The organism is Micromonospora sp. NBC_01412 (assembly GCF_045040215.1).
Lineage (GTDB): Bacteria > Actinomycetota > Actinomycetes > Mycobacteriales > Micromonosporaceae > Micromonospora > Micromonospora rubida.
Map to the genome: position 1 here is coordinate 4,876,577 of NZ_CP109528.1, position 23,052 is coordinate 4,899,628.

The window sequence follows — 23,052 nt, forward strand, 5'->3', positions numbered from 1 at the left end:
GATTCGAGTTGATCGGCTCGCCCGGATACGCTGTCCGGGTCATGACTACCGCAGCCGTGGGCAGCCCGCGCACCTACCAGGTGCGCACGTACGGCTGCCAGATGAACGTGCACGACTCCGAGCGCATCTCCGGCCTGCTGGAACAGGCCGGCTACCTGCGCGCCGCCGAGGCTGACGACAACCCCGACGTGGTGGTGTTCAACACCTGCGCCGTCCGGGAGAACGCCGACAACCGGCTCTACGGCAACCTGGGTCACCTGCGCCCCGTGAAGGACAGGCATCCCGGGATGCAGATCGCCGTCGGCGGCTGCCTCGCCCAGAAGGACCGCAGCGACATCGTCCGCAAGGCCCCCTGGGTGGACGTGGTGTTCGGCACGCACAACATCGGCTCGCTGCCGGTGCTGCTGGAGCGGGCCCGGCACAACGCCGCCGCCGAGGTGGAGATCCTCGAATCCCTCGACGTCTTCCCCTCGACGTTGCCGGCGCGGCGCGAGTCGACGTACGCCGGCTGGGTGTCGATCTCGGTGGGCTGCAACAACACGTGCACGTTCTGCATCGTGCCCTCCCTGCGCGGCAAGGAGAAGGACCGCCGCCCCGGCGACGTCCTCTCCGAGGTCCGCGCCCTGGTCGACGAGGGCGTGCTGGAGGTGACCCTGCTCGGGCAGAACGTCAACTCCTACGGCGTCGAGTTCGGCGACCGGTACGCGTTCGGCAAGCTGCTGCGGGCCTGCGGGGACATCGACGGGCTGGAGCGGGTCCGGTTCACCAGCCCGCACCCGAAGGACTTCACCGACGACGTGATCGCCGCGATGGCCGAGACCCCGAACGTCTGCCCCTCGCTGCACATGCCGTTGCAGTCCGGCTCGGACGACGTGCTGAAGGCGATGCGCCGGTCGTACCGGTCGGAGAAGTACCTGGGGATCATCTCCAAGGTCCGGGCGGCCATGCCGGACGCGGCGATCACCACCGACATCATCGTCGGCTTCCCCGGCGAGACGGAGGCGGACTTCCAGCGCACCCTGGACGTGGTCCGCGAGGCCCGGTTCTCCTCGGCGTTCACCTTCCAGTACTCCAAGCGCCCCGGCACCCCGGCCGCGACGATGGACGGCCAGCTCCCCAAGCAGGTGGTCCAGGAGCGGTACGAGCGGCTGATCGCCACGGTCGAGGAGATCACCTGGGCGGAGAACAAGCGGCTGGTCGGCGAGACCCTCGAAGTGCTGGTCGCCGTCGGCGAGGGCCGCAAGGACGAGCGCACCGGCCGGATGTCCGGCCGGGCCCGCGACGGCCGCCTCGTGCACTTCGCGACGGGCGTGGCCGGAGCGAACAGCCAGCTCGGTGCGACGGGCGTGGCCGGAGCGAACAGCCAGCTCGGTGCGACGGGCGTGGCCGGAGCGAACGGCCAGCTCGGTGCGACGGGCTCGGCCGGAGCGAACAGCCAGTCCGGCGACGCGGGGGCCCTCGCCGGGCGGATCCGCCCCGGGGACATCGTGCACACCACGGTCACGTACGCCGCCCCGCACCACCTCAACGCAGACGGCGAGCCGCTGTCGCACCGCCGCACCCGGGCCGGCGACGCCGCCGAGGCGGGCCGCTCCCCGCGTACCCCCGGGGTGTTGCTCGGCCTGCCCACGATCGGCGCGCCGGCCGCGGCCCCCGCGCCGACGGGCGGCTGCGCCGCCCACTGACGCGATCGGGGCCCGCCGCACCGGCGGGCCCCGACCGGCCTTCGACGGTCAGACCGAGATCTTGCCGGCGCCCGCGCCGCCCGTCACGATCGACTTGACGCTGCTCGCGCTGTCGAGGGTGTACGAGTACGGGATGCTCTTCACGCTGCCGCCGGTCTGGCCGCTGCCGGAGCCCACGAGGTGGTTGTTCCGGGCGACCAGGGTGCCCGGCCCGGAGCTGCCCTCACCCAGGTGGTACGGGTCGCTGACGCCGTCGAAGTAGTTGCCCTCGACGAGCACGCCGGCGCCCTCCGTGGAGGCCACGCCGTAGCCGCTGTTCTTGTAGTAGTAGTTGTTGTAGACGTGCACCGGGTTGCCGAAGCGGACCCGGGGGTGGCGCTGGGTGCTCGCGTCGAACCAGTTGTGGTGGTAGGTCACCCGCAGGTGGCCGGTGTCCTGGCTGGCGTTGTCGTCGCTGTGGCCGAGCAGCATCGACTTGTCGTGGTTGTAGACCCGGTTCCACGACACGGTGATGAAGTCCGAGCCCCGCTTGATGTCGACCGCGCCGTCGTAGCCGCCGGTGAAGGTGTTGTGGTCGATCCAGAGGTTGGTCGCCGACTCCTGAACGTTGATCGCGTCGTCGTTCCAGTTCTTGAACGTGATGTTCCGGATGATGACGTTGCGGTCGCCGTTGATGTTGAATCCGCAGCCGGAGATGGTCGCCGCCGGGTTGCCGAGGATGGTCTTGTTCGACCGGACCCGCAGCATGCCGGAGCAGGTGATGGTGCCGGAGACCCGGATCACCGCCGCACTGCTGGAGCCGACTGCGGCGGTCAGCGCGGAGGCGCTGGTGACCGTGGTGGTCGCGGCGCTGCCGCCGCCGGTGGTGCCCCCGTTCTGAGTGGCCCAGCCGACCAGGTCGGTCGGTGCGGCCGAGGCCGGCGCGGTGGCGGCGGCGAGGGCTCCGGCGACGAGGACCGAGGCGGTGGCGGCTGCGGCGAGCAGTGTCGTGCGACGTCGTGACGTGATGCGCATGGTGCTTCCCTTCGGTGGTTCGGGGTGCGCGGGCCGTCGGCCGATCGCCTGGCGCCTACCCGGTGGCGCCGGGGTCGGCCGGGGACGGTGACCCGTGCCCCGCCGGTGTGGACTGCCCCTGGAGTGAGAAGCGGCTCCCGTGCTGGCGCCACCATCGATGTAGGTAAGCGCTTTCCTGATGTAAACACAGATGTCCATCGATGTAAAGTTCGGGCCCGGCAATGTCCCCGAGCTGCCCGGAAGGGCCGACGGCCGCCGGGAGCCGGGCGCGGGGCGGCGGGCGCGGGCGCGGGGTGGCGGACAGACGGGAGCGCGGACAGGCGGGAGCCCCCGGTCCCGTGGTGGGACCGGGGGCTCCCGGAGTTGCTGGGCTCAGCCGGCCCGCTCGGCGAGCTGGAGGAACTGGCGCTTCGAGGCGAGCGCCTGTTCGGCGTCCTTGATCCGGCGGGCGTCGCCGGCGGCCTGGGCCCGGGCCAGCCGCTCCTCGGCCTCGGTGACCTGCACCCGCATCTGGGCCAGCAGCGGGTTGTCCTCCTTGGTGGTCCGCCGCCACGCGGAGTCCATCACCTCGCGGACCTTGTCGTCGATCACACGCAGCCGGCGCTCCAGCCCGGCCGCCGCCTCCCGAGGCACCCGGCCGGCCTCGTGCCACTGCGCCTGGATGTCCCGCAGCCTGGCCTGGGCACTCTTCGGGTCGCTGTCGACGTTCAGCGCCTCCGCCTCGGCGAGCAGCGCCTGCTTGCGCTCCAGGTTGGACCGCTGCTCGTCGTCCCGGGCCGAGAAGACCTCGCTGCGCCGGGTGAAGAAGGCGTCCTGAGCCGCCCGGAACCGTTCCCAGAGCTTCTGCTCGGCTTCCTTGGAGGCGCGCGGGGCCGCCTTCCACTGGGTCATCAGGTCCTTGAGCTGGTTGGCTGTGGCCGCCCAGTCGGTGGACTCCTTCAGCTTGTCAGCCTCGGCGACCAGATCCTCCTTGACCTGCTGCGCCTGCTTGCGCTCGGCATCCAGGGTGGCGAAGTGGGCGCCCCGGCGGCGGGTGAAGGCGTCCCGCGCGGCGGCGAAGCGTTTCCACAGCTCACCGTCGGCCTTCTTGTCGACCCCGCGGACGGTCTTCCACTCGTCGAGGATCTCCTTGAGCCGGTCGCCGGCGGTCTTCCAGCCGGTTGACTCGGCGGCCAGCTTCTCCGCCTCCTCCACCAGGGCGGTCTTGCGGGCCAGCGCCTCGACCCGGGCCGCGTCCTTGGCGGCGCGGGCCTCGCCCGCCTTCTCCTCGGCGACCGCCGCGAGCTTGTCCAGCCGCGCGACCAGCGCGTCGATGTCGCCGACGACGTGCGCCTCGGCGAGCGAGGCGCGGATCCGGCGGATGGTGGTCAGCGATCCGCCGGCGTCAGCCGCGCCCGACTTGAGCCGTGCTTCGGTCAGGTCCACCTCGGTTACCAGGTCCGCGAAGCGGCGGGCGAAATGGGCCAGCCCCTCCTCCGGGGCTCCCGCCTGCCAGGATCCGACCACCCGCTCGCCCTCGGCGGTCTTGACGTACACGGTGCCGTCAGCGTCCACCCGTCCGAAGGCCGTCCAGTCGCTCATGTGCCCATCCTCGTTCTCCCGGCGTCGACGGGACAAGCCCGTGATCGCCGCCACGGCGCAGCAGGTTACTCCCGGCATTGTCACAGGTCCGCCCCCGTCCGCGTCGAGCGCCTGTCGTCGACCGTGACCATACGGTGTCCTAGAGCCCGGATGACCGGATCGGCGCGGGGACGCACCGGCGGGTCCGGCTACGGTGGACGGGTGCCTCTGGTCGCCGCCGCCGTCTGCCCCCACCCGCCCCTGATCGTGCCCGAGCTGGCCGGTGCCGCTGCCGCTGAGCTGGACGAACTCCGTACGGCCTGTGACGCCGCCGTGGCCCGGTTGCTCGCCGCCGGCGCCCGCAGGCTCGTGGTGCTCGGCGCCGGCGACCGCACTGCCGACCTGGACTATCCGTACCGGGGCAGCTTCGTGCCGTGGGGGCTGTCGCTGGAGGTCCGGCTCGGTCGGGCGCCGAGCGGTGCCATCGGTACGGACGGCCTCCCGTTGAGCCTGCTCATGGGTGCCTGGCTGCTGAATCGGGTGGGGCCGAGGTCGGGCCCGATCAGCTGGCGCATGGTGAGCGTCGCATACGACGAGCCGGTCGAGAGCTGCGCCGCCGGAGGGGCCCGGATCGGGTCGGACCAGCCGTGGGCGCTGCTGGTGATGGGGGACGGGTCGGCCTGCCGGGGGACGAAGGCGCCCGGCTACGACGACCCGCGCGCGCAGGCGTACGACGACGGGGTGGCCCGGGCCCTGGCCGACGCGGACGCCGACGCCCTGCTCGGCCTCGACCCGGTGTTGTCGGCCGAGCTGCGGGTCGCCGGGCGGGCGCCCTGGCAGGTGCTGGCCGGCGCGGCCCGGGCGGCGGGCGGGGACTGGCGCGGCGCGCTGGGCTACCACCAGGCTCCCTACGGGGTCTCCTACTTCGTGGCGAACTGGGAGCCGGCGTGAGCGCGGCGGACGCGGGCGGCGTCCCGCCCGGCACGGTGGTGGCGGTGGTCGGGCCGACCGCCGCCGGAAAGTCGGCGCTGAGCATCGCCCTCGCGCACGCCCTGGGCGGGGAGGTGGTCAACGCCGACTCGATGCAGCTCTACCGGGGGATGGACATCGGCACCGCGAAGCTCACGCCGGCCGAGCGGGAGGGCGTGCCGCACCACCTGCTCGACATCTGGGAGGTGACCGAGCCGGCCAGCGTCGCCGAGTACCAGCGGCTGGCCCGCGCGGCGGTCGACGACGTCCTGGCCCGGGGCCGGGTGCCGCTGCTGGTCGGCGGCTCCGGCCTGTACGTGCGGGCGGTGCTGGAGCGGTTCGAGTTCCCCGGCACCGACCCGGCCGTGCGGGAGCGGCTGGAGGCGGAGCTGGCCGAGGCCGGCCCCGCCCCCCTGCACGCGCGGCTGCGCGCGGCGGACCCGGCCGCGGCCGAGGGCATCCTGCCCGGCAACGGCCGGCGGATCGTCCGCGCCCTGGAGGTGATCGAGCTGACCGGGGCGCCGTTCACCGCGTCCCTGCCCGAGCCCACCCCGCACTACCCGTCCGTGCAGCTCGGGGTGGACCTGGACACCACGACGCTGGACGAGCGGATCGCGCTGCGGGTGGACCGGATGTGGGCCGACGGCCTGGTCGCCGAGACCCGGGCCCTGGTCGGGCGCGGTCTGCCCGAGGGCCGCACGGCCAGCCGGGCGCTCGGCTACCAGCAGGTGCTGCGCCTGTTCGCCGGGGAGCTGACCGAGACCGGGGCGCACGACGAGACGGTCCGGGCCACCCGCCGTTTCGTCCGCCGGCAGCGCTCCTGGTTCCGCCGCGACCAACGGATCCACTGGCTGGACTCCGCCGCCCCGGGGCTGGTCGCCGACGCCCTGCGTCTCGTCCCCGCCGCTGCGCGATGATGGGGGGCGTGGAGTTCACCAAGGGGCACGGCACCGGCAACGACTTCGTCATCCTCCCCGACCCGGACGGCGCGCTCGACCTGACCCCGGGGCTGGTCGCCGCGCTGTGCGACCGGCGGCGGGGCCTCGGCGCGGACGGCGTCCTGCGGGTGGTGCGGGCCGCCAAGCACCCCGAGGGCGCCGCCCTGGCCGGAGACGCCGAGTGGTTCATGGACTACCGCAACGCCGACGGGTCGGTGGCCGAGATGTGCGGCAACGGTGCCCGCGTCTTCGTCCGCTACCTGCTGGAGACCGGGCTGGCCACGCCGTCCGGTGCGGCGCTGCCGGTGGCCACCCGGGCCGGCGTCGTGCGCGCGCTGGTCGAGGGCGACACGGTCTCGGTCGAGATGCGCCGCCCCCAGCTGTACGACGTGGCGACCGCCGCCCTGGGCGGGCTGACCCTGTCGGGCACCGCCGTGGACGTCGGCAACCCGCACCTGGTCTGCGCCCTCCCCGGCAGCCTGGACCTGGCCGGCCTGGACCTGACCAGGGCACCGGTGTTCGACACCGGGGTCTTCCCCTCCGGGGTGAACGTCGAGTTCACCGCGCCCGGCGACCCGGTCAGCGACACCGACGTCCACGTGCTCATGCGGGTCTACGAGCGGGGTTCCGCCGAGACGCTGTCCTGCGGAACCGGCGCGTGCGCGGTCGCCGCGGTCGCCCTGCGCGACGCCGGCCGGGACACCGGCACGGCGACGGTCGACGTCCCCGGCGGCCGCCTCACGGTCACGGTGACGGACGACTCCTGCTGGCTCGCCGGCCCAGCCCTCCTGATCGCCACCGGCACGGTAACCCTCCCCACCCCCTGACCCCCGGGTGCCCTCACCCCGGGGAAAACCCGGGTTGATCAAGAGGTTTGCGTCAGATCCGGCAACCCGGCCGACGCAAACTCCTTGATCAAGCCGCCCTCAGGGGGAGAGCCGGGCGTTAGGGGGTGGCGCTGGCGGTGGCGGCGATCTCTGGGAGGTCGGGCGGGCCCGGGTCGGCGGCCGGGGGTGGGGCCGGGGACTGGGCGGCGGCGCGGACGGCGGCGGCGACCGCCGGGGCGACCCGGGAGTCGAAGACGCTGGGGACGATGACCGTCGGGTTGATCTTGTCCTCGCCGACCACGTCCGCGATCGCCCGGGCGGCGGCGATCGCCATCTCCTCGGTGAACGCCTCGGCGTGCGCGTCCAGCATGCCCCGGAACACGCCCGGGAAGGCGAGCACGTTGTTGATCTGGTTCGGCTGGTCGGACCGGCCGGTGGCGACGACCGCAGCGTGCTTGCGCGCCTCCCGGGGGTCGACTTCCGGGTCCGGGTTGGCCAGCGCGAAGACGATCGAGTCCTTGGCCATGGTGGCGATGTCGTCGCCGGTGAGCAGGTTCGGCGCGCTCACCCCGATGAAGACGTCCGCGCCGCGGATCGCCCCGGCCAGGTCGCCGGAGTAGTTCTCCTTGTTGGTGTTATCCGCCAGCCACTGCCAGGCCGGGTTGAGCCCGGCCAGGCCGGGGTGCAGGGCGCCCTGCCGGTCGCACGCGACGATGTCGCCGACGCCCTGGCGCAGCAGCAGCTTCATGATCGCGGTGCCGGCCGCGCCGGCCCCAGAGACGACCACCCGGACGTCCGCGAGCTGCTTGCCCACCACGCGCAGCGCGTTGGTCAGCGCGGCCAGCACGCAGATCGCGGTGCCGTGCTGGTCGTCGTGGAAGACCGGGATGTCGAGCAGTTCGCGCAGCCGGGCCTCGATCTCGAAGCAGCGCGGTGCGGCGATGTCCTCCAGGTTGATCCCGCCGTACGCGGGCGCGATCGCCTTGACGATCGCCACGATCTCGTCGGTGTCCTGGGTGTCCAGCACCACCGGCCACGCGTCCACCCCGCCGAAGCGCTTGAACAGCGCCGCCTTGCCCTCCATCACGGGCAGCGACGCGGCCGGCCCGAGGTTGCCCAGGCCGAGCACGGCCGAGCCGTCGCTGACCACCGCGACCGTGTTGCGCTTGATGGTCAGCCGGCGGGCGTCCGCCGGGTTCTCGGCGATCGCCATGCAGACCCGGGCCACCCCCGGGGTGTACGCCCGGGACAGCTCGTCACGGTTGCGCAGCGCCACCTTCGAGCTGACCTCGATCTTGCCACCGAGGTGCAGGAGGAACGTGCGGTCGGAGACCTTGCGGACGTCCACTCCGTCGAGCGCGGTGAGCGCGTCGACCACCTGGTCGGCGTGGCCGGCGTCGGCGGTGTCGCAGGTCAGGTCGACGAGCACGCTGGTCGGGTCGGAGTCGACCACGTCCAGCGCGGTGACGATCGCCCCGGCCTCGCCGACCGAGGTGGTCAGCCGGCCGATCGAGGAGGCGTCCGCGGGCACGGCGATCCGGATGGTGATCGAGAACCCGGCACTCGGAAGTCGGGTGATGGCCACGGGAATGCCTCCGTCAACGCTGATCGGCCGAACGTATGTCGCCCCGCATTTCTACTCGCCCGCGCCGGTCGCGTCGCATTCGCCCCCACTTTTGGTGGTCCAGGCGACGGGCATATAGCGGGTGCGTCCGGCGTTGTCACATGTCAGGATTGCTCGTACGCGACAGAAAGCCGTCGCTTCGCTACAGAACGGACAGGGAGGCGCACTTGCGCGACCAGGAGACCTACGTACCCCTCTCAGACGACGAGATCGACGCCACCACCGGGGGGTTCGAGCTGTCGGAGCGGCAGGCGCTGCGGCGGGTCCCTGGCCTCTCCACCGAGCTCACCGACGTCACCGAGGTCGAGTACCGCCAGCTCCGGCTGGAGCGGGTCGTCCTCGTCGGGGTCTGGACCGAGGGCAGCCAGACCGACGCCGAGAACTCCCTCACCGAGCTGGCGGCGCTGGCCGAGACGGCCGGCTCGCAGGTGCTCGAGGGGTTGATCCAGCGTCGCCACCGCCCCGACCCGGCGACGTACATCGGCCGGGGCAAGGTCGACGACCTCGGGTCGATGGTGCTCTCCTCCGGCGCCGACACGGTGATCTGCGACGGCGAGCTGTCCCCGTCCCAGCTCCGCAACCTGGAGCAGCGCACCAAGGTCAAGGTGGTCGACCGCACCGCGCTGATCCTGGACATCTTCGCCCAGCACGCCAAGAGCAAGGAGGGCCGGGCGCAGGTCGAGCTGGCCCAGCTCGAATACCTGCTGCCCCGGCTGCGCGGTTGGGGCGAGACGCTGTCCCGGCAGACCGGTGGTTCCGGTCGCGGCGGCGGCGCGGGCGGCGGCGTGGGCGTGCGCGGTCCCGGTGAGACCAAGCTGGAGACCGACCGGCGGCGCATCCGGCACCGCATCTCCCGGCTGCGTCGGGAGATCAAGGCCATGAAGACGGTACGCCAGACCAAGCGCGCCCGTCGCTCCCGCAACGCCGTCCCGGCCGTGGCGATCGCCGGCTACACCAACGCCGGCAAGTCCAGCCTGCTCAACCGGCTGACCGGGGCCGGAGTGCTGGTGGAGAACGCGCTGTTCGCCACCCTGGACCCGACCACCCGCAAGGCCACCGCCGCCGACGGGCGGCTCTACACCCTCTCCGACACGGTCGGCTTCGTCCGGCACCTGCCGCACCAGATCGTCGAGGCGTTCCGCTCGACCCTGGAGGAGGTCGCCGAGTCCGATCTGGTGGTGCACGTCGTCGACGGCGCCCATCCGGACCCGGAGGAGCAGGTCCGGGCGGTCCGCGAGGTGCTCGCCGAGGTGGGCGCCGACCGGCTGCCCGAGCTGCTGGTGGTCAACAAGACCGACGCGGCCGACGAGGAGACGCTGCTGCGGCTCAAGCGGCTCTGGCCGGACGCCATCTTCGCCTCGGCCCGCTCGGGGCGGGGGATCGACGAGGTCCGGGCTGCCATCGAGCAGCGGCTGCCCAGCCCGGCGGTGGAGGTCCGAGCGGTGCTCCCGTACGACCGGGGCGACCTGGTGGCCCGGGTGCACCGGCAGGGCGAGGTGCTCAGCACCGCCCACCTGCCCGAGGGCACGCTGCTGCACGTGCGGGTCGGTGAGGCGCTCGCCGCCGAGCTCACCCCGTACGCGGCGGAGGAGGCACCCGTCGCCGCCCGCGCCCGGTGAGTGACACCCCGGGGCCGGTACGCCGGCCCCGGGGATCGCGGCGCTTCCGGCGGGGCGACGTCCCAGCCGGTGTGTGCCGGATCGGCGTCGCCGGGCGGCGCCTGCTGGCACGGGTCCGTGCCGTCCGGTCGTGAGTGGCGACTCAACGTCAGCGTGCCGGCGTCACCCTGGCATACATGCGGGCATGCGACACTGACCCCATGCGCCGCGCTGTTTCCTCGGTCACGGTTGCCCTCGGCCTGCTCGGGGCGACCGTGGCGCTCTCCGGAGCCGCCCTGGCCGCGCCCGCCCCCGGGGCCGCCGCACCTCAGCCGACTCCCGGCAAGAAACGCTGCACCGTCGTCGACGAGCGGCTGCGGGAGCTCTCCGGCCTGGTGGCCACGAAGAGCGGGTACGTGGTGATCAACGACGGCACCGACGTCGAGAGCCACAAGCGGGTGTTCTTCCTCGACACCAAGTGCAAGCTGGCGGGGGAGCCGGTGCGCTACTCGGGGAAGGGTCCGCTCGACACCGAGGACCTGGCGCTCTCGCCGGACGGCGAGAAGCTGTGGATCGCCGACATCGGCGACAACATCACCAGCGCCCAGCGGCGCGAGCGGGTGGCGGTGTGGAGCATGCCGGCCGATGGGTCGGCCAAGCCGGTGCTGCACCGGCTCTCCTACCCCGAGGGCAAGCCGCACGACGCCGAGGCGCTGCTGATCGGCGACGACGGCAAGCCGCTGATCATCACCAAGGTGGCCAGCGGCAAGGCCGAGATCTTCACCCCGTCGGGCAAGCTCAAGACCGGCGACACCGAACCGGTGCCGATGACCAGGGCCGGCGAGGTGTCGCTGCCGAAGACGAACACCCCGAACGTGCTGAACACGATCGGCCGGGTCGCCGTCACCGGTGCCGCCCGCTCGCCCGACGGCACGAAGGTGGTGCTGCGCACGTACGCGGACGCCTTCGAGTACGACGTGTCGAACGGCGACATCGTCGGGGCGCTGACCGGCGGCAAGCCCCGGGTGACCCCGCTGACGGACCCGTTCGGCGAGGCGATCTCCTACACCCCGGACGGCAAGTCGTTCGTCACGGTCTCCGACGGCGGTGAGCTGGCCCCGGACGATCCGATCGACATCCTGGGCTACGCCCCCTCCACCACCGGCGCCGAGGCGCTGACCGGTGACGCCGCCGGCTCGCCCAAGCCTGCGGCGGGGAAGTCCTGGATGGATGGGCTGAGCCTCGACCAGATCACGTACCTGATCGCCGCGGTCGGCGTGATCGGCGCGCTGATGGTCGGCGCGGGCATCCTCGGCATCGTGCGGGCGCGGAAGCGCCCAGCGCCGGCCGGCGCCCCGAAGTTCGGCCCGGACGTGCCGGAGCGGGACGAGTTCCCGCTGGACGACGGCCCGGGCGAGCCCGGCCACGGCCGCCCCGCCGAGGGCCCACCGCCGGGCGGGGACCGTTCGCGCGGCGGGGTCTACGGCGGCGTGCCGGCAGCCGGCGGTGTGTACGGCGAGGGGCCGGCGGCCGGCGGCCCGCCCCAGGCCCCTTCCCGTGAGGTCTACGGCGGTGGCGGCGGTGGCCGTCCCGGCGGTCGCGGTGCCCGTCCTCAGGGCGGCGAGGTCTACGGCGGTGGCCGACCGGCCGGTGGCGGGTACGGCGGCGACCAGCCCGCCGGCGGGCAGCCTCCGGGCGGGGGCCAGCCCGGCAGGGACAGCCGGCCGGTGCGCGGCGGGGTGTACGGCGGCGGGCGGGCCGAGCCGCCCCGACGGGGGCGGGACACCCGGGACCCGCGCGACCCCCGCGCGGGCCGGCGCGGCGAGGGCGGGCCCGACGACGGGCGGGGCGGCTACGGCGGCCAGGGGCCCGGCAGCGGTCGTGAGTACCGCGGCGACCGCTACTGACCGATCGGCGTACTGACCGATCGACCTGCTACCGGTCCCGACTGGGCACCGGTCACCAGCGGCGTGGTCGACGATCCCTCGCCGGGGCGGTGATCCCCCGGGCAACGGCCGCCGTGGCGACCGCTGCCCGCCAGCGGTCAGATCCGGCGCAGGACGGCGACGACCCGGCCCATGATGGTGGCGTCGTCGCCGGGGATCGGGTCGAAGGCTGGGTTCTGCGGCATCAGCCAGACGTGGCCGTCCCGGTGGCGGTAGGTCTTCACCGTCGCCTCGCCGTCGAGCATCGCCGCGACGATCTCGCCGGAGTCGGCGGTCGGCTGCTGCCGGACCACCACCCAGTCCCCGTCGCAGATCGCGGCGTCGAGCATCGAGTCGCCCTTGACCTGGAGCATGAAGACCTCGCCCTCGCCCACCAGCTCGCGGGGGAGGGGGAAGATGTCCTCCACCGCCTGCTCGGCGAGGATCGGCCCACCGGCGGCGATCCGGCCCAGCATCGGCACGTACGCCGGGGTGGGCCGCTGCGAGCGGGACGCCTCATCGTCGATCATGTCGCTGGGGGCCCGGACGTCCACCGCGCGCGGCCGGTTCGGGTCGCGGCGCAGGAAGCCCTTCTTCTCCAGCTCCTTGAGCTGGTAGGCGACGCTGGACGGGGAGACGAGACCGACGGCCTCGCCGATCTCCCGCACGCTCGGCGGGTATCCGTGCCGATCGACCCAGGTGCGGATGAACTCCAGGATGCGACGCTGCCGGGCGGTGAGGTCGACCGTGGCCGGGTCGGGGAAGCTGCTGACCACCGGGGTGACCGCTCGCACGGCCGGCTGCCCGGTCCGGCTGCGCGCGGCGCGGGGGCGCCGAGTGGCCGGTGGACCCGCCTCGGCGATCTGCTGCGGGTTCTTCGGCCGGCTGGCCCGGTCCTCGGTCACGTCCGTCCTCCCTGGTCGGCGCTGGGTGCCTCGGCGGCTCGTGGTGCGTGTGGCAACCGGGGCGGGGCGGAACCCGCCACGTCCGGTTGTTCTTGACCGTATAGGTGGGATCGGTCATTTTCAAACATCTGTACGACCTTCGCCGGCGTGTCGGAGCGAGAAAGCGGGAAATCCGAACGCCTGTTCTGGTAAATGGTACGCGGCCCTCGAACACCAGTTCGAGTTCCGGCGTTCCCTGCCCGCGGTTTCCCGCCCTCGGCCGGTCGGCCGTGACCGGGGGGAGCGGTCCCGCGTTGGGGCTTTCGGCGAGCCGGGGAGGGGGAGTGCGGGACGTGATCCTGATGACGCGCCGGGCGGGTCGGCGAACTTGATTTCGGTCCGCCGGGCGCATACGGTCGACCCCTAGATGTAGTAGTCACATGGGCGTAAGTCGCCTACAGGTTGGGTTCAACTACCGACCGCACTCTCAGCTGCCGCACCCGGTGGCGGCCCCCTGCGGGGCCGGCGCCGCGGTTGTGTGCGCGTCCGGGGGTGGGGTGCCCGGTGTGCCCGCCGTTGACGAAGGAGGTCAGGCGATGCGGTGCCCGTACTGCCGGCACGCCGACTCCCGGGTCGTCGACTCGCGGGAGGCCGACGACGGCCAGTTGATCCGCCGACGGCGGTCCTGCCCGGAGTGCGGCAAGCGGTTCACCACCGTCGAGGAGGCGGTGCTCGCGGTGGTCAAGCGCAGCGGGGTGACCGAGCCGTTCAGTCGTACCAAGATCGGCGGTGGGGTGCGCAAGGCGTGCCAGGGGCGGCCGGTCGACGAGGACTCCATCGCCCTGCTCGCCCAGAAGGTCGAGGAGGCCATCCGGGCCAAGGGGGCCGCCGAGATCCCCAGCCACGACGTGGGGCTGGCGATCCTCGGCCCGCTGCGGGACCTGGACGAGGTGGCGTACCTCCGCTTCGCCAGCGTCTACCGCTCGTTCGACTCGCTGACCGACTTCGAGCGCGAGATCGAGACGCTGCGCGCCGCCGCCCGCGCCCGGAGGGGCGTCGGGGCGGACGGCGACGCCGGGGCGGCGGCGGGGGCCGCCGACCGTACCGTTTGAGCTTTTCCTGAATTGCTGACAGTGCGACGCGCGGCGGGTGACCGCGCAGACGAGGGGGCGGATGAGATGGCGGGGGACGGCGTGACAGCCAGCCGGACGCGGACGAAGGCCGGCGCGGGCCTCAAGATCGAGCGGGTGTGGACGACCGACGGGGTCCACCCCTACGACGAGGTGGCGTGGGAGCGTCGCGACGTCGTGATGACGAACTGGCGGGACGGCTCGATCAACTTCGAGCAGCGCGGGGTCGAGTTCCCCGTGTCCTGGAGCGTGAACGCGGCCAACATCGTGACCACCAAGTACTTCCGGGGCGCGGTGGGTACCCCGGATCGGGAGTGGTCGCTGCGGCAGCTCATCGACCGGGTGGTCAGCACCTACCGCAAGGCGGGCGAGGAGCACGGCTACTTCGCCACCCCGGCCGACGCCGAGGTGTTCGCCCACGAGCTGACCTGGATGCTGCTGCACCAGGTGTTCAGCTTCAACTCGCCGGTCTGGTTCAACGTCGGCACGCCGTCGCCCCAGCAGGTATCGGCGTGTTTCATCCTTTCTGTGGATGATTCGATGGACTCGATCCTCGACTGGTACAAGGAGGAGGGGCTGATCTTCAAGGGCGGCTCCGGCTCCGGGGTCAACCTGTCCCGGATCCGTTCCTCCCGGGAGTTGCTCTCCTCCGGCGGCAACGCCTCCGGCCCGGTCAGCTTCATGCGCGGCGCGGACGCCTCCGCCGGCACCATCAAGTCCGGCGGCGCCACCCGGCGCGCGGCCAAGATGGTCATCCTCGACGTGGACCACCCGGACATCCAGGAGTTCGTGGTCACCAAGGCGCGCGAGGAGGACAAGATCCGCGCGCTGCGCGACGCCGGGTTCGACATGGACCTCGGCGGAGCCGACATCGTCAGCGTGCAGTACCAGAACGCCAACAACTCGGTCCGGGTCTCCGACGAGTTCATGACGGCGGTGGAGAACGACGGCGGTTTCGACCTGCGGGGTCGACTCGACGGGGCGACGATCGAGACGATCAACGCGAAGAAGCTGTTCCGTGCCATCTCGACCGCCGCCTGGGAGTGCGCCGACCCCGGCCTGCAGTACGACGACACCATCAACGACTGGCACACCTGCCCGGAGACCGGCCGGATCACCGCGTCGAACCCGTGCTCGGAGTACCTGCACCTGGACAACTCCTCGTGCAACCTGGCCTCGCTCAACCTGATGAAGTTCCTCCGCGCGGACGGTGGCTTCGAGGTGGAGAAGTTCGTCAGGTCCGTCGAGTTCGTCATCACCGCGATGGACATCTCGATCTGCTTCGCCGACTTCCCGACCGAGAAGATCGGCGAGACCACCCGCGCCTACCGGCAGCTCGGCATCGGGTACGCCAACCTCGGCGCCCTGCTGATGGCCACCGGTCAGCCGTACGACTCGGAGCAGGGCCGCTCGGTCGCCGCCTCGATCACCTCGCTGATGACCGGCACGGCGTACCGCCGCTCGGCCGAGCTGGCCGGCATCGTCGGCCCGTACGACGGCTACGCCCGCAACGCCGAGCCGCACAAGCGGGTCATGCGCAAGCACGCCGCCGCCAACGACGAGATCAAGCCCACCAGCACGGTGGCCACCGCGATCGTCCGCGAGGCGACCAAGCAGTGGACCCAGGGCAACAAGATCGGCGACAAGTTCGGCTGGCGCAACTCGCAGGCCGCAGTGTTGGCTCCGACCGGCACCATCGGCCTGATGATGGACTGCGACACCACCGGCGTCGAGCCGGACCTGGCGCTGGTCAAGTTCAAGAAGCTGGTCGGCGGCGGGTCGATGCAGATCGTCAACCAGACCGTCCCGCGCGCCCTGCGCAGCCTCGGCTACCCCGAGGAGCAGGTCGAGGCGATCGTCGAGCACATCGCCGACCACGGCCACGTGGTGGACGCCCCCGGCCTCAAGCCGGAGCACTACCCGGTCTTCGACTGCGCCATGGGCGAGCGGTCCATCGCGCCGATGGGGCACGTGCGGATGATGGCGGCCGTCCAGCCGTTCATCTCCGGCGCGATCTCCAAGACGGTCAACATGCCGGAGCAGGCCACCGTCGCCGACGTCGAGAAGATCTACTTCGAGGGCTGGAAGCTCGGCCTCAAGGCGCTGGCCATCTACCGGGACAACTGCAAGGTCGGCCAGCCGCTGTCCGTGGCCAAGCCGAACAAGACCGCGGCCCCGGCCGCGACCACCGCCGTCGCGCCGGTGGTGGAGAAGGTCGTCGAGTACCGCCCGGTGCGCAAGCGGCTGCCGAAGAAGCGCCCGTCGCAGACGGTCAGCTTCTCCGTCGGCGGCGCCGAGGGGTACCTCACCGCGTCGTCCTACCCGGACGACGGCCTCGGCGAGGTCTTCCTCAAGATGTCGAAGCAGGGCTCGACCCTGGCCGGCGTGATGGATGCCTTCTCGGTGGCCATCTCCATCGGCCTCCAGTACGGAGTTCCGCTGGAGACGTACGTCAGCAAGTTCACCAACATGCGCTTCGAGCCGGCCGGCATGACCGACGACCCGGACGTGCGGATGGCCGCCTCGGTGATGGACTACATCTTCCGTCGCCTGGCCCTGGACTTCCTGCCGTACGAGGGCCGCGCCGAGCTGGGCATCTTCACCGCCAAGGAGCGGGCCGCCCAGCTGCGGGCCGAGGCGGAGGCGGAGAGCGCGTTGGTCAGCGGTGCGGAGCTGACCGCGATGGCCTCCTCCGCCCCGGTCGAGGCGCCGGAGACCGCCGACGTCGCCGCCGCCAGGCCGGCCCCGTCGGTCGGCTCCAGCACTGAGCTGCTGGAGGCCGTGATCGGCAAGGCCGCCGACGCGCCGCTCTGCTTCACCTGCGGTACGAAGATGCGCCCGGCCGGCAGCTGCTACGTCTGCGAGGGCTGCGGCTCCACCAGCGGCTGCAGCTGACAGAAGGCAACGAGCCCCGGGCGTTGACGCGCCCGGGGCTCGTGAGCCGGGATCAGACCGGAGGGAACGAAGGCGCCATGTCAATGGCATCGCGCATCCCTACGCTGTCCCGGTGATCCAGGAAGCCCCATCGACCGCCGCCGGCTACGCCGAGTTCGCCGCCCGCGAGGCGCACGGCGTGTCGCCCGCGTACGAGCGCCTGGCCCTGGCGGTCTCCCGTGACGTCGGGGTGCTCGCGCTGCTCGACACGCTCCCGCCGGCCAGGCGGCAGCCCAACCTGCTGTTCGGCGTCGTACGGTTCCTCGGCGGCCCGGTCGAGGACCCGGCCGCGTTCCGCGACTTCGCGGTGGCGCACTGGCCGGCGATCGAGGCGGAGCTGCGCATCCGAGCCACCCAGACCAACGAGGCCGGGCGGTGCGCCGTGCTGCTGCCGGTGCTCGCCGCGCTGCCGCAGCCGCTCGCCCTGCTGGAGGTCGGAGCGTCCGCCGGGCTCTGCCTCCACCCGGACCGGTACGCCTACCGCTACGGCGACCATTTGCTCGGCGCGGGCGAGCCGGTCCTCGACTGCGCGCTCACCGGGACGATGCCGCCCGACCGCCGGCCCGAGGTGGTGTGGCGGGCCGGCCTGGACCTGAACCCGCTCGACGTCACCGACCCGGCCGACGTCGCCTGGCTGGACGCGCTCGTCTGGCCGGAGCACACGCACCGCCGCGCCCGGCTGCGGGCCGCCGCGTCCGTCGCCGCGTCCGACCCGCCGCTGCTGGTACGCGGCGACCTGGTGGACGACCTGCCGGCCCTGGCCGCGCGGGCGCCGGCCGGCGCGACGCTGGTGGTGTTCCACACCTCCGTGCTCTACCAGGTGTCGCCGCCGCGCCGGGAGGCGTTCGTCGAGGTGGTACGCGGGCTGCCCGGGCACTGGATCTCGAACGAGGCGCCGGACGTGCTGGGGTACGACGGCCTGCCCGACCCGCCGGACGGCGCGCTGCACAACGTGCTCGCGCTGGACGGCACGCCGCTGGCCTGGACCCGCTCGCACGGGCAGGCGATCACCTGGTTCGCCCAGGCTGGGCGGTCCGGCCCGTTCGTCGAGCTGACGGCGCGCGTACCCGCGGAAACGGAGGCCCCGGATGTCCCACGGTGAGGAACGGGCGGCGCTGCTGGCGGCGCTTCGCTCCCAGCGTCACCACGTGCTCGGCACCCTGGACGGTCTTCCCGAGGAGGCCCTGCGCCGGCCGGTGCTGCCGTCCGGCTGGTCCTGTCTGGGGCTGGTCCGCCACCTCGCCCTCGACGTCGAGCGGTTCTGGTTCCGGGCCGTCGTCGCCGGCGAGCGCGTCGACCTGGAGTCCGGGGCCGACGCCTGGCGGGTCGACGCGGAGACGCCGGCCGCAGCGGTGTTCGACCTGTACCGGCGGGAGGCGGAGCTGGCCGACGCGGTGATCGCCGGCACCGACCTGGACGCCGACCCGGCCTGGTGGCCGGAGGAGGTCTTCCCGGGCCTGCCGCCGCACACCCTGCGCCGGACGGTCCTGCACGTGATCACCGAGACCGCCTGCCACGCCGGGCACCTCGACGCCGCCCGGGAGCTGATCGACGGCCGGACGTGGCTGGTGCTGACCGACTGACCCGCGCCGGTGCCCCCACGGCGGTTCCGCCGCGCTAGGGTGGCCGGTCATGGGGGAACCGGGATGGCTGCGGGAGACCCGCGCCGCGTACGACACGGTGGCCGTCGACTACGCCCGACTGGTGCACGGCGAGCTGGCGGGCAAGCCGCTGGAACGGGCGCTGCTGGACACCTTCGCCGAGCTGGTCGGCAACGCGGGGCCGGTCGTCGAGGTCGGCTGCGGCACCGGCCGGATCACCGCCCACCTGCGCGACCTGGGGCTGGACGTCGCGGGGCTCGACCTCTCCCCGGGGATGGTCGCGGTCGCCCGGGACACCTGGCCTGGGCTGCGCTTCGCCGTCGGGTCGATGACCGACCTGCCGTTGCCCGATGGCAGCCTCGCCGGCCTGGTCGCCTGGTACTCGATCATCCACCTGCCGCCGGAGCTGCTCCCCGGCGTCTTCGCCGAGTTCCACCGGGTGCTCGCCCCGGGCGGTGAGCTGCTGCTCGCGTTCAAGGCCGGCGACGAGCGCATCCGCCTTGAGCAGGCGTACGGCCACACCGTCTCCTACGATGTGCACTGGCTGCCGCCGGACCGGGTCGCCGCGCAGCTCGCCGAGGCCGGGTTCGCCGTGCACGCCCGCCTGCTCCGCGAGCCCGAGGGGTACGAGCGCGGCCCGCAGGCGTACCTGCTGGTCCGCCGGCCCGGTGGGGAGGCCGGGCGGTGACCGTCGTCCTGTTCACCCTCGGCGGAACCATCGCGATGGCCGGGTCCGCCGAGGGCGGGGTGGTCGCCCGGCTCGTCGGGGCCGACCTGGTCGCCGCCGTGCCGGGCCTCGCCGACCTCGGCCATCCGATCGACGTACGCGACGCGCGGGCGGTGCCCAGCGCGGACCTCACGTACCGGCAGATCCTGGACCTGGTCGACGCGGCATCGTCGGCGGTGGCCGGCGGCGCGGCCGGGGTGGTGGTGACCCAGGGCACCGATACGCTGGAGGAGACGGTGTTCCTGGCCGACCTGCTCTGGCCACACCCGGAGCCGCTCGTCTTCACCGGCGCGATGCGCAACCCCACCCTCGCCGGTGCGGACGGCCCGGCGAATCTGCTCGCGGCAGCCCGGGTGGCCGCCGCCCCGGCCGCCCGCGACCTGGGGGCACTGGTCGTGTGTCACGACGAGGTGCACGCCGCCCGCTGGGTCCGCAAGACGCACAGCACCAGCACCGGGGCATTCGTCTCGCCGAACACCGGGCCGCTCGGGCACGTCGTCGAGGGGGAGGTGCGGGTGCTGACCCGGCCGCGTCGGCTGCCCCCGGTGCCCGGGGTGGAAGCCGACCGGCTCGACGCGGTCCGGGTGGCCCTGCACACCGTCACCCTCGACGAGGACACCGACCTCGTCACCAACCTGTTCCGGGGCCGGGACGGGGTGGTCGTGGCCGGGTTCGGCGTCGGACACGTCCCGCCTGCGCTCGCCCCGGTGCTCGGAGAACTGGCGGAGCGGGTGCCGGTGGTACTCACCTCGCGCACCGGGGCCGGGGCGGTGCTGCGGCACACGTACGGGGCGGTGGGGTCGGAGACCGACCTCCAGCGGCGTGGGCTGGTCAACGGCGGGCTGCTCGACCCGTACAAGGCGAAGGTGCTGCTGCGGGTGCTGCTCGCGGCGGGCGCGGACCGGGCGGGGATCGCCGCCGAGTTCGCCCGGCGCGGCTGAACCCGGACCGGCGGGTGGCCGGCTGAACCCGACCGCCGGCTGGCCGGGCGGCCGGGAGGCCGGGGCGGTCCGTAGGGGGTCGGTCGGTAGGCGACGTACCTACACTGGCGCGGTGAGTGCAGAGCGGCGGCCGTTGGCGGCCCGGCCGTTGACCGAGCCGCACCCGTCGCGGCTGTCGCCGGAGCACCCGCACCGGGAGCGGATCCTCGCCGCGCACGCCGCCGCGCTGGCCACGGGGGAGGCCGGCTACCCCGACCCGGACACCGGGCTGTTCGTGCTCACCGCCGGCTTCCTGGCCCGCCGGGGCACCTGTTGCGGGCGCGGCTGCCGACACTGCCCGTACGTGACCGACTGAGGGCTTCCGTCCGACGCGGGCAGCCCGTACGGTGTCCGACGACAACCGGCGGGAGCCCGCCGGGGATGGTGGAGGTGGGGCGTGCGCGGTCGGATCTGCCTCGCGGGCGTTGCGGCGCTGGTGGTGTCGGGGTGCGCCGCCCAGGATCCCGAGCCGGTGGCGGTGCCCCGGGTCGAGCCGGTCGTGCTCGACGTGCCGGCGGCCTCCTCGGGCGGCGCGTGCCGGCTGCTCGACTTCGCGGTGATCGAGGAGCACACCGGGGAACGGTTCGACGTGGCGGCGTCCAGCTCGCGCGGCGACACGCACACCTGCGTGGTCCGGGCGGAGCGCGCGCTGCTGCCCGAGCTGGCGCTCACCGTCAGCGACACCTCGATCGACGTGGCGGGCTTCACCGCCGACGTGCGGCCGGGCGGGGCCCGGAAGGTCAGCAAGCTGGGCCAGGCCGGCTACCGGCGGACCGCCTCCGCCGCCGACGGCCACGGGCCGGTCGCCGAGGTCGGCTGGCTGGCCGCCGACGACCGGCTCGCCACGTTGCGCTGGACGCTGCCGAAGGGCACCGACCGCGCCGCCGCCGACGAGCTGGCGGAACGGCTCGTCGGCCTGGCGCAGACGGTCGACACCCGGGCGCTGTGAGCCCGGGCGGGCCGGCGGCGTGGGGCCGACCGGACACCGACCGGGCGCGTCAGGGTCAGGGCTGGGGCTGGGGCGTCAGCGACCGGCGACGAACACCCGGGAGGCGACCTCGCGGGGCAGCCGGATCCGATCGCCGGAGCGGTTGATGAAGACGCCGTCGCGCTCCTGGGCCACGGTCACCGTGGCGCCCGGGTCGACCCCGGCGGCGTGCAGCTGGCGCAGCACGTCGGAGTCGGTCTGCACACTCTCGCAGATGCGCCGCACCACCACCGGGCCGGACAGCCCGGGGAAGGCCAGGTTGCGCTCGCCCTCGGTGCCGTCGGCCGGCGTCTCCGGGGTGCCCAGCTCCTCCAGGCCCGGGATGGGGTTGCCGTACGGCGAGCGGGTCGGTCGGTTGAGCAGGTCGTAGACCCGCTTCTCCACCGCGTCGCTCATCACGTGCTCCCACCGGCAGGCCTCCTCGTGGGCCTCCTCGTAGGGCATCCCGATGACGTTGACCAGCAGCAGCTCGGCGAGCCGGTGCTTGCGCATCACGGAAACGGCGGCGTTGCGGCCCAGCGCGGTCAGCGTCAGGTGCCGGTCACCCTCGACGGTGAGCAGCCCGTCGCGCTCCATCCGCGCGACGGTCTGGCTGACGGTGGGGCCGCTCTGGCTCAACCGTTCGGCAATGCGGGCACGCAGCGGCGGCACACCCTCCTCTTCGAGTTCAAGGATGGTGCGAAGGTACATCTCGGTCGTGTCGACCAGGTCATTCACGTCAGCGGACCTCCAGGAGGTCGATGCTACCCCGCGCCGTGGACAACGCTCTCCGGCGAATCGCGAGGTGGCCGCCCGGATGGTGTTGACTGGACGTCATGTCCGGTACCGAGGAACCGCTGGTCGAGGCCGACCGGCTCGCCGCCGAGCTCGATCACGCCGATCCGCCCACCCTGCTCGACGTCCGCTGGCGGCTCGCCGGCCCGCCCGGCCGCGACGACTACGCCGCCGGTCACCTTCCCGGTGCCGTCTTCGTCGACCTCGACACCGACCTGTGCGGGCCGCCCGGCGCCGCCGGTCGGCACCCGCTGCCCGACCCCGCCGCCCTCCAGGCCGCGCTGCGGGCCGCCGGGGTCCGCGCCGGTCACCCCGTCGTGGTGTACGACGGCGGCGACGGGGTGGCCGCCGCCCGGGCGTGGTGGACGCTCCGCTGGGCCGGGCACCGGCCGGTGCGGCTGCTGCACGGCGGCTTCCCGGCCTGGGTGGCCGCCGGCCTGCCCGTGTCCACGGAGGTCCCCGCCCCGTCGCCCGGCGACGTGCCGGTCCGGCCGGGGGAGCTGCCGGTGCTGGACACCGGCGCCGCCGCCGCGCTCGCCGCCGCCGGCTCCGGGGTGTTGCTCGACGTGCGGGCCGCGGCGCGCTACCGGGGCGAGACCGAGCCGATCGACCCCGTCGCCGGGCACGTCCCGGGCGCGGTGAGCCTGCCCGCCGGCGGATACGTCGACCCGGACGGGCGGTTCCCCGCCGCAGCCGTGCTGCGGGACCGGTTCGCCGCAGCCGGGGTCACCGACGCCGCACCGGTCGGGGCGTACTGCGGGTCCGGGGTGACCGCCGCGCAGGCCGTGCTCGCCCTGCACCTCGCCGGCCGCCCGGACGCCGCGCTCTACGTGGGGTCGTGGAGCAACTGGGTCGCCGACCCGTCCCGCCCCGTCGCCACCGGCGGCTGACCGC

General features: G+C 73.4%; 18 protein-coding genes and 3 pseudogenes. 16 read left to right on the forward strand and 5 right to left on the reverse strand.

Going from position 1 to position 23,052, the window contains the following annotated elements:
• Nucleotides 1-41 precede the first annotated feature (41 nt).
• Both miaB and OG617_RS22290 read left to right on the forward strand, forming a co-directional pair.
• Nucleotides 42-1,301 (forward strand): annotated as a pseudogene (gene miaB / locus OG617_RS22285) (tRNA (N6-isopentenyl adenosine(37)-C2)-methylthiotransferase MiaB); the annotation flags it as partial.
• A 144-nt stretch (nt 1,302-1,445) separates the two neighbouring features.
• A pseudogene (locus OG617_RS22290) lies at nt 1,446-1,685 on the forward strand (tRNA (N6-isopentenyl adenosine(37)-C2)-methylthiotransferase MiaB); the annotation flags it as partial.
• Nucleotides 1,686-1,733: 48 nt separating this feature from the next.
• On the opposite strand, the gene OG617_RS22295 reads toward OG617_RS22290, so the two are convergent.
• A complete protein-coding gene (locus OG617_RS22295; RefSeq protein ID WP_405094956.1) occupies nt 1,734-2,699 on the reverse strand; it encodes a polysaccharide lyase family 1 protein in 966 nt (321 codons plus the stop codon).
• 372 nt (nt 2,700-3,071) lie between these two features.
• Entirely contained in the window at nt 3,072-4,280 is a 1,209-nt protein-coding gene (locus tag OG617_RS22300) for a DUF349 domain-containing protein (RefSeq protein ID WP_405094957.1), read from the reverse strand.
• 150 nt (nt 4,281-4,430) lie between these two features.
• Between OG617_RS22300 and OG617_RS22305 the strand changes: the two genes are divergently transcribed.
• The 3 genes from OG617_RS22305 to dapF are packed head-to-tail and all read left to right on the forward strand — an operon-like array spanning nt 4,431 to nt 6,993.
• Nucleotides 4,431-5,210, forward strand: coding sequence for a hypothetical protein (locus OG617_RS22305; RefSeq protein ID WP_405094958.1), 780 nt, complete (start codon nt 4,431-4,433; stop codon nt 5,208-5,210).
• Entirely contained in the window at nt 5,195-6,145 is a 951-nt protein-coding gene (gene miaA / locus OG617_RS22310; protein WP_405103887.1) for a tRNA (adenosine(37)-N6)-dimethylallyltransferase MiaA, read from the forward strand. The genes OG617_RS22305 and miaA overlap by 16 nt, the downstream gene beginning before the upstream one ends.
• A gap of 8 nt (nt 6,146-6,153) precedes the next feature.
• Nucleotides 6,154-6,993, forward strand: coding sequence for a diaminopimelate epimerase (dapF, locus tag OG617_RS22315; protein WP_405094959.1), 840 nt, complete (start codon nt 6,154-6,156; stop codon nt 6,991-6,993).
• A 118-nt stretch (nt 6,994-7,111) separates the two neighbouring features.
• On the opposite strand, the gene OG617_RS22320 is transcribed toward dapF, so the two are convergent.
• Nucleotides 7,112-8,578: an NAD-dependent malic enzyme gene (locus tag OG617_RS22320; protein WP_405094960.1), complete on the reverse strand. Its 1,467-nt coding sequence runs from the start codon at nt 8,576-8,578 to the stop codon at nt 7,112-7,114.
• A 206-nt stretch (nt 8,579-8,784) separates the two neighbouring features.
• On the opposite strand from OG617_RS22320, the gene hflX reads away from it, so the two are divergent.
• Nucleotides 8,785-10,236: a GTPase HflX gene (gene hflX / locus OG617_RS22325; protein WP_405094961.1), complete on the forward strand. Its 1,452-nt coding sequence runs from the start codon at nt 8,785-8,787 to the stop codon at nt 10,234-10,236.
• Nucleotides 10,237-10,436: 200 nt separating this feature from the next.
• Nucleotides 10,437-12,122 carry a proline-rich domain-containing protein gene (locus tag OG617_RS22330; RefSeq protein WP_405094962.1) on the forward strand — a complete coding sequence of 562 codons (1,686 nt, stop codon included), beginning with the start codon at nt 10,437-10,439 and terminating at the stop codon, nt 12,120-12,122.
• Nucleotides 12,123-12,259: 137 nt separating this feature from the next.
• On the opposite strand, the gene lexA is transcribed toward OG617_RS22330, so the two are convergent.
• Nucleotides 12,260-13,045: a transcriptional repressor LexA gene (lexA, locus tag OG617_RS22335; RefSeq protein ID WP_161688192.1), complete on the reverse strand. Its 786-nt coding sequence runs from the start codon at nt 13,043-13,045 to the stop codon at nt 12,260-12,262.
• A gap of 575 nt (nt 13,046-13,620) precedes the next feature.
• On the opposite strand from lexA, the gene nrdR reads away from it, so the two are divergent.
• The 8 genes and pseudogenes from nrdR (at nt 13,621) to OG617_RS22375 (ending at nt 21,345) form a co-directional block, all read left to right on the forward strand.
• Nucleotides 13,621-14,136: a transcriptional regulator NrdR gene (gene nrdR, locus OG617_RS22340; RefSeq protein ID WP_405094963.1), complete on the forward strand. Its 516-nt coding sequence runs from the start codon at nt 13,621-13,623 to the stop codon at nt 14,134-14,136.
• Between the two features lie 66 nt (nt 14,137-14,202).
• The gene (locus OG617_RS22345) at nt 14,203-17,049 is read left to right on the forward strand and encodes a vitamin B12-dependent ribonucleotide reductase (protein ID WP_405094964.1); all 2,847 of its coding nucleotides are present in this window, start codon (nt 14,203-14,205) and stop codon (nt 17,047-17,049) included.
• A gap of 115 nt (nt 17,050-17,164) precedes the next feature.
• Nucleotides 17,165-18,109 (forward strand): annotated as a pseudogene (locus tag OG617_RS22350) (DUF2332 domain-containing protein); the annotation flags it as partial.
• A gap of 67 nt (nt 18,110-18,176) precedes the next feature.
• The gene (locus tag OG617_RS22355; RefSeq protein WP_405094965.1) at nt 18,177-18,671 is read left to right on the forward strand and encodes a DinB family protein; all 495 of its coding nucleotides are present in this window, start codon (nt 18,177-18,179) and stop codon (nt 18,669-18,671) included.
• A 49-nt stretch (nt 18,672-18,720) separates the two neighbouring features.
• Nucleotides 18,721-19,377, forward strand: a complete 657-nt coding sequence (locus OG617_RS22360; RefSeq protein ID WP_405094966.1) for a class I SAM-dependent DNA methyltransferase — start codon at nt 18,721-18,723, stop codon at nt 19,375-19,377.
• A complete protein-coding gene (locus OG617_RS22365) occupies nt 19,374-20,357 on the forward strand; it encodes an asparaginase domain-containing protein (RefSeq protein ID WP_405094967.1) in 984 nt (327 codons plus the stop codon). Before OG617_RS22360 ends, OG617_RS22365 begins: the two co-directional genes overlap by 4 nt.
• Nucleotides 20,358-20,469: 112 nt before the next feature.
• Nucleotides 20,470-20,712, forward strand: coding sequence for a DUF5522 domain-containing protein (locus OG617_RS22370; RefSeq protein WP_405094968.1), 243 nt, complete (start codon nt 20,470-20,472; stop codon nt 20,710-20,712).
• Nucleotides 20,713-20,793: 81 nt separating this feature from the next.
• On the forward strand, nt 20,794-21,345 hold the full coding sequence (locus OG617_RS22375; RefSeq protein WP_405094969.1) for a hypothetical protein: 552 nt from the start codon (nt 20,794-20,796) through the stop codon (nt 21,343-21,345).
• 75 nt (nt 21,346-21,420) lie between these two features.
• Here OG617_RS22375 and OG617_RS22380 read toward each other — a convergent pair whose 3' ends face one another.
• A complete protein-coding gene (locus OG617_RS22380) occupies nt 21,421-22,101 on the reverse strand; it encodes a metal-dependent transcriptional regulator (protein ID WP_405094970.1) in 681 nt (226 codons plus the stop codon).
• A 98-nt stretch (nt 22,102-22,199) separates the two neighbouring features.
• On the opposite strand from OG617_RS22380, the gene OG617_RS22385 reads away from it, so the two are divergent.
• Nucleotides 22,200-23,048: a sulfurtransferase gene (locus OG617_RS22385; RefSeq protein ID WP_405094971.1), complete on the forward strand. Its 849-nt coding sequence runs from the start codon at nt 22,200-22,202 to the stop codon at nt 23,046-23,048.
• Nucleotides 23,049-23,052 lie beyond the last annotated feature (4 nt).

Excerpts from the sequence above, each read along its gene's own strand:
- OG617_RS22300 (WP_405094957.1), bottom strand. The coding sequence starts at position 4,280 with ATGAGCGACTGGACGGCCTTCGGACGGGTGGACGCTGACGGCACCGTG.
- OG617_RS22295 (WP_405094956.1), bottom strand. The coding sequence starts at position 2,699 with ATGCGCATCACGTCACGACGTCGCACGACACTGCTCGCCGCAGCCGCC.
- OG617_RS22360 (WP_405094966.1), top strand. The coding sequence starts at position 18,721 with ATGGGGGAACCGGGATGGCTGCGGGAGACCCGCGCCGCGTACGACACG.
- OG617_RS22355 (WP_405094965.1), top strand. The coding sequence starts at position 18,177 with ATGTCCCACGGTGAGGAACGGGCGGCGCTGCTGGCGGCGCTTCGCTCC.
- OG617_RS22330 (WP_405094962.1), top strand. The coding sequence starts at position 10,437 with ATGCGCCGCGCTGTTTCCTCGGTCACGGTTGCCCTCGGCCTGCTCGGG.
- OG617_RS22385 (WP_405094971.1), top strand. The coding sequence starts at position 22,200 with ATGTCCGGTACCGAGGAACCGCTGGTCGAGGCCGACCGGCTCGCCGCC.
- OG617_RS22345 (WP_405094964.1), top strand. The coding sequence starts at position 14,203 with ATGGCGGGGGACGGCGTGACAGCCAGCCGGACGCGGACGAAGGCCGGC.
- OG617_RS22305 (WP_405094958.1), top strand. The coding sequence starts at position 4,431 with ATGACCGGATCGGCGCGGGGACGCACCGGCGGGTCCGGCTACGGTGGA.
- nrdR (WP_405094963.1), top strand. The coding sequence starts at position 13,621 with ATGCGGTGCCCGTACTGCCGGCACGCCGACTCCCGGGTCGTCGACTCG.